This is a genomic window from Rhodococcus sp. EPR-157 (assembly GCF_001647195.1).
GTDB lineage: Bacteria > Actinomycetota > Actinomycetes > Mycobacteriales > Mycobacteriaceae > Rhodococcoides.
In genome coordinates this window covers 1-6,718 of record NZ_LVCV01000273.1, presented here as the reverse complement: position 1 = coordinate 6,718, position 6,718 = coordinate 1, and the positions used below count along the sequence as shown (strand labels likewise).

Genomic DNA, 6,718 nt, shown 5'->3' with positions numbered 1-6,718 from the left:
GACCACCCGGCCTCGGTCGAACACCACCACGTCGTCGGCCAATCGCTCGGCCTCGTCGAGGTACTGCGTGGTCAGCAGTACCGCCGTGCCGTCCCTGGTCAATCCTTCGACCACCTCCCAGAGCTCGCCGCGACTGCGCGGATCGAGGCCGGTCGTCGGCTCGTCGAGAATCACGAGCGGCGGTCGCGCCACCAAGGCACCGGCCAGGTCGAGGCGTCGACGCATACCGCCGGAGTAGGTCGACGCAGCGCGTCCGGCGGCGTCCTCGAGGTGGAACATCGCCAGCAATTCTCTCGCTCGCGCACGAGCCCTCGACCCACCGAGCCCGTACAACCGACCGAGCATCCGCAGGTTCTCGTACCCGGTGAGACGGCCGTCGACGGCGGCGTACTGACCCGACAATCCGATCAGCCCGCGCACCGCACGCGGATTCTGCACCACATCGATGCCGGCCACCGTGACCGTGCCGCTCGTCGGGGAACTGAGGGTCGCGATGATGCGCACTGCAGTGGTCTTGCCCGCACCGTTGGGGCCCAGTACCGCGGTGACCGTCCCCGCGGGCACCACCAGGTCGACGCCGCTGAGCGCCAGGTGATTTCCCTTGCGCCCTACATACTCCTTGACGAGGTTGCGGACCTCGACCACCGTCTCGCTCATCGGTACTGCCCCGACGCTGCTGCCGGAGTTCGTGATTCGATACTGCGCGCCACCTCGGCCAGGGCTCCCGGGGTGCCCATCTCGTTGTGGGTGGTCGGAACCGGATGGTCTGCGATGGTCCCGCCGACGAATTGTCGCCATTCCCAAGGGGATCGAGGGACCCCGCGGTATCGCGACGCGGAGAAGAACGTGAGGTCGCCGCCGAAGAACTCCGGACGATGCTCATAGCCGAGGCGGACGAACAGACGGTACCGGTCGTACAGGCGACGAATCTGATCGTCGTCGAGCAACGTTGCCGCCCCGCCCTGTCGGCGTACCAGAGCGATGGCATCGTCGAGAGTCAGATCGTCCTCGACGTCGAACTCGCCCACGAATTCGCGCAGCAGATCGGCGACCGACATCTCCTGCCTCGGTGCCGTCTCGTCGCACAGTGGATAGGCGTCGAGCACGATCAGCTCCACATCCTCGCCCTGCTTCTCCAATTCGACGGCCATCGCCTGCGCGATGAGCCCGCCGAGCGACCAGCCCGCGAGACGGTACGGCCCACTGGGAAACTCCATGCGGATGGCGTTGACGTAGTCGCGCGCCATCTCCTTCACCGATTCCGGTTCCGGCGCGGTGGTCACGATGCCGCGGGCCTGAATTCCGACGACGGGAGTGTCCGCATCCAGGTATGGAAGAATGCCGGTGTAGCTCCACACCAGACCGATGGCCGGATGAATGCAGAACAGCGGAGCCCGATCGGCCGATCCACCGCGCAGCGGTATCAGGACGTCGAACGGAGATCGTGGGCGCATCGTCACGGGAGCCTTCTGTTCGGTGACACCGCCGTGTCCGAGTGCATCGATTCGGGCGGCGATCGCGTCAGGCGTCGCGACATCGAAGAACCACGTCACGTCGACCTTGTCCCGATCAGCCTCGGCGACCTGCTCGCGCAGCGTGTCCATCACCACTACTGCGGCAAGGGAATTGCCGCCGAGGGCGAAGAAATCCGAGTCTGCGTCGATGGTCTCCACATCGACCGCGAGCACGGCGGCGAAGGCCGACCGCACCGCATCGACCGTCGAACCGTCGGGGCGAGCGACAGCGGCCGTCGCCGGTCCCGCAGCGAGCGCGACGCGATCGATCTTTCCATGTGAGGTGAGTGGAAGCCTGTCGTGCAGGACGATTCGCGCGGGCACCAGGTGCCGTGGGAGTACCTCCGAGACCGCTGCGCGGAGGTGATCGGCGTCGACGATCTCCGTGGTGCTCACATGCGCAACGAGCGACGAACCGGTCGGGGTGTCCTCGACGAGCACCACGGCGGACTGCACCGACGGATTCGCCGACAGCACGGCCTCGACTTCGGCCGGCTCGACTCGAACCCCGCGTATCTTGGTCTGCGAGTCCGACCGTCCGAGAATCCGCAGCTGCGTACCGTCGGAGTCCTCAGCGGCGCGAACGAGGTCACCGGTTCGGTAAAGCCGTGAGCCAGTAGCGCCGTACGGGTTCGCGACGAAGCGTGCCGCGGTCAATGCAGGTCGACCGAGATAGCCACGTGCAAGCCCCGCACCGGCAACATAGAGCTCGCCCAAGTTCGGTCCGTCCACCTTGCGCAGGTCGGAATCAAGGATCAGCGTCGACGTGCCTGGTACCGCGGACCCGATGTGCGGTGCTTCCGCAGCCTGCTGCAGACCCATCGTTGCCGCAACCGTCGACTCGCTCGGGCCGTATGCGTTGACGAAGCGACGTCCCTCGCCCCAGCTGTCCAACAGTGCAGCCGACAGCGCTTCGCCTCCGGTGCCGATCGTGGTGACCGACAGCAATGCGTCGGGCGAGAGCGTCCCCAGTGCGGCCGGGGTGATGAAAATCGTGTCGACGCGTTCGCGTCGGATCAGGTTGCCGAGTTGCGTGCCCGCGAAGGTCGACGACGGTGCGACCACGCAGGTCGAGCCTCGAACCACGACCAACAGCATTTCCAGAATCGCTGCATCGAATCCCGGCGACGCCATGTGCAGAACCCGGGACCGGGGACCGGTGTCGAACTGCAGCCCCAGCGACACTGCAAATCGCTCGAGCCCGCGATGAGTGACCGCGACCGGCTTCGGCCGACCCGTCGTACCCGAGGTGTAGACGACGTAGGCGATGTCGTCGGGATGCGGCTGAGGTACGGGCAGATCCCGATCGACCGGTTCGACGTCCCGAATCGATCTCCACGTCACGCACTCGCGGGGTAGCGCGGCGTCCGGGCCGTCGCACAGACCCAGGATCGGAGCAGAATCCTCCAGGATGTAGCGCAGCCGCTCGTTCGGGTACGAGGGGTCCAGGGGCAGGACGGCCGCACCGGTTCGCGTGATCGCCCAGAACGCGGTGACCGATGCCAGGGAACGCTGCGCCGCGAGAGCGACACAGGTTCCCGGTCGCGCCCCGGCCTCCCGAAGTGAATCGGCCAGGACAGCAACGGCATTGTCCAGCTCCCGGTAGGTCATCGAACCGTCCGCCGCAGTGACGGCCACCGCGCCCGGATCGAGTGCGACTGCTGCGTCGAACAGCGCGCCCAGCGTGGGAGGAGAATGAACGATCGCCGACGCGTCGAGCAGATCACCGACGGTGCTCGAGGGTGTCGCGGCAGCCCGATCGAGTACCTCGACCAATCGTTGCCCCAGGTGACGAGCGGTGCTGGGCAGAAAGAGATCTCGTGCGTAGGTAATGCGCACGTCGGCACTGCCGTCGTGGCCGGGGCGGACGGACACCACGAGGTCGAACGCCGACGTGGTGATCGGGGCTTCGATCGTAGTGATGGATCGGTCGCCGGTATCGATCGTGAGCGGCGGCGAATCCTGAACGGCGAGCACGATCTGAACGATCGGATTACGGGAGGGGTGGCGCGGCTGTCCCAACGCCGAGACGATCTCGTCGAACGGGATCATCGCGTGCTCGTATGCGTCGAGGTCGGTCTCGCGCACCTCGGCCAGTGCTTCCGCGAAGGACGCGGTCCGAGCGATGTCGGTGCGCAGCGCGAGCGTGTTGACGGCCATGCCCACCATCGAATCGAGGGCCGTGCCGCCGCGTCCCGAGTGCGGTGTACCGATCACGACGTCCGTGGTTCCATCGGACGTGGTTCCATCGGACGTGATCGCAGCGAGCGCGGTGTGCAACACCATGAATTCCGAAGATCGATGGGTTCGAGCGAGCTCGCTCACCCGGGCGCGCACCTCGGCCGGCATCGACACCGTGACGGTAGCCGACCGTCCGGTGGGAGTCCCCGGCCGCGGCATGTCCAGCGGAACGGCGTGTTCGACGGGTGCGTCGCGCAGTGTCTCGGTCCAGTAGTCGAGACCGGTTGCTCGCGCTCCGTCGGTCATCGAGGCCTCGAGTGCGAGCTGGTATTCGGCGTATTGCAGGGGCGAGCTCGGCCACACCGGCGCGATGCCACTTTCGCGAGCGGTATACGCGAACAACAGATCAGCAGACAGCGGGGCGATCGACTCACCGTCGGCAGCGATGTGGTGTACGACGAGCACCACCACGTACTCGTCGTCCCCGATCCGCGCCACGGTGACTCGGACGGGAAGTTCGATCGACAGATCGAAGGAGTGCGCACCTGCCTGGGTCAGAAGGTCGGTGACCGAGCATTTTTCGCGCGAGTCCGCGATGCTCACCTCGACCCGTCGCTCCGGCCAGACCCGCTGCATCGGCCCCGTCGCCGTCGTCGGGAACGTTGTTCGCAACGACTCGTGGCGCTGCACCACGTCGTTCAGCGCTGCTTCCAACACGTGTGGGTCGAAGGCGCCGGCGACGCGGAGGCCGCCCACGATGTTGTATGCCGTTGCTGTCGAGGCGATTCGGCTGGTGATCCACATGGCCTGCTGCTGGGGTGAGAGAGGAATCGACGTACCTCGCGTGGAACGGACGCGCTCGATCAGTTCGCCTGTGAGCCAATGCGATTGATGTGTCGACTCACTGGCGTTCTCTTGCGATGCGTCGAGGTGCTCGGCGAGCTCGGCGACCGTGGGGTTGTCGAAAATCGCCCGAACCGGTACGTGGTAGCCCAGGCGCTCGCCGATCCGGGTGGCATATCGCGTCGCGGACAGTGATGTTCCGCCGAGGGCGAAGAAATCGGCCGAGGTCCCCACCGACGGTACGTCGACGACCTCGGACAGAATCTGCACCAGAGTGGCTTCGAGTTCTGTCTGCGGCTCATCGTCGACGGAAGCGACGTCGAACGACGGTGCAGGCAGTGCAGATCGGTCCAATTTGCCGACCGGAGTGAGTGGGATGGCGTCGAGCACCACGATTCGGGCGGGCACCATGTGCCGCGGTAGCCGCCCGCGGGCAATCCGTGTCACGTCATCGGCGTCGAGGGCACTCTCACCGTGCACGTACGACACGAGCACCGTCTCCCCGGACGGGGCTTTTTCCGTCGTCGTGACGGCAAGATCGACTCCTGGTACAGCACCGAGAACGCTGTCGATCTCACCCAGTTCGATTCGCAGACCGCGGATCTTGACCTGGAAGTCACTGCGTCCGACGATCTTGACCGTCGGCTCGTGAGCCCCGTCGACGTACGCGAGATCACCGGTGCGGTACATCCGTGAGCCGGGAGGGCCGACCGGATCGGCGACGAATCGAGTGGCCGTCAGTGCCGGGCGGTCGACATATCCGCGGGCGAGTTGTCCACCGGAAAGGTGCAATTCGCCGGTGACGCCGCTCGGTACCGCGGACAGTCGCACGTCGAGAACGGTCGCGCGGACGCCGGCGACCGGCATCCCGATGGAGACGTCCCGCGTCGGGTCGAGCACGGGGAGGTGGGTGGAAATGGTGGACTCGGTGGGCCCGTAGACATTGACGATGCGACGTCCGGTAGCTGCGAGAGCCACCAACTCCGGTCCGAAGCTCTCGCCGCCGATTCCGATCGTGGTCATCGGCGACAGAGCCGGACCGGCCAGGTCGAGGGTTGCCAGCACCGACGGCGTCAGGAAGCAGTGCGTCACCCCATGGACGTCGATCACCGCTTCCAGTTCTGCGGAACCGACGATGTCGGCCGGTGCGACCGCCAATGTGCCGCCCGAGCGCATCGCGAGCGCGATTTCGAGCATCGACGCGTCGAAACTCGGTGATGCGAAGGCCAATACGCGAGAACGCGAGTTAGCACCGAACGCGCGTACGAGCTCGACCCCGGCATCCGCGTACGCCTGCCGGGAGACCTCGACGCCCTTCGGGGTTCCGGTGGTTCCCGAGGTGTAGATGATGTATGCCGCATTGGCGGGCGCGACCTCCGGGGCGTCCCGGCCGTAGGTCGCGGCAGCGGCGAACAGTGAGTCCAGCGGCAGCCAGAAGCCGTCCGAATCGTCGACTCGCAGGTGAGTGAGACCGACGACAGCGCCGCTGTCGCGCACCATGAAGTCGCGGCGATCCTCCGGGTAGGCAGGATCCACTGGCACGTACACGCCACCGGAGCGGGCAACGGCCAGCACGCACAGTACCGATTCCATGCAGCGAGGCAGCATTCCGACGACCCTTGTTTCGGCCCGCACACCACGACTGCGCAGGTTGGCGGCCCCGCGAGTGACGAGTGCATCGAGATCGGCGTACGTCATGGATCGTTCGTCTTCGACGAGTGCAACTGCGGTCGGTGAACGGCGTGCGCTCTCGCTCAGTGCACGGTCGATGCTCACGCCGCGCGGATCGGCTCGATCACTGATCATCGGCAGCAGCCTCGCGCGTTCGCACGGAATCAGCACGTCGATCCGGTGGATCGGGCGGTCGGGCTCGGCTGCCATCTGGGCGAGAACGGACGTCAGCCGCTGCAGAAACGCGTCGGCGGTGGGCGCGTCGTAGAGGTCGTGCGCGTAGGTCAGCACGATCTTCGTCTCGTCGGGTCGGGACGCCGAACGTGCAAGGACCACCTCGAGGTCGTACTTGGTGACGGGTAGTTCGATGCCGTACGCGCTCACCGTTCCGCCGCCGATCTCCATGTCGACATCGGGGGTGACACGCTCGGTCAGCATCACCTGGAACAGCGGGTGACGGCCGGGCAGGCGAACGGGGTCCAGGTGCTCGACCAGGGAGTCGAACGGCA

2 protein-coding genes are annotated in these 6,718 nt (G+C 66.3%); both read right to left on the bottom strand.

Annotated elements, in window-relative coordinates; translation table 11 throughout:
• The coding region (locus A2J03_RS12450) for an ABC transporter ATP-binding protein (RefSeq protein ID WP_156520352.1) at nt 1-657 on the bottom strand (657 nt) is incomplete at its 3' end.
• Nucleotides 654-6,704 (bottom strand): amino acid adenylation domain-containing protein, encoded by a 6,051-nt coding sequence (locus tag A2J03_RS12445; RefSeq protein WP_269455197.1) that lies wholly within the window; start codon nt 6,702-6,704, stop codon nt 654-656. The genes A2J03_RS12445 and A2J03_RS12450, both read right to left, overlap by 4 nt.
• Nucleotides 6,705-6,718: the final 14 nt, after the last annotated feature.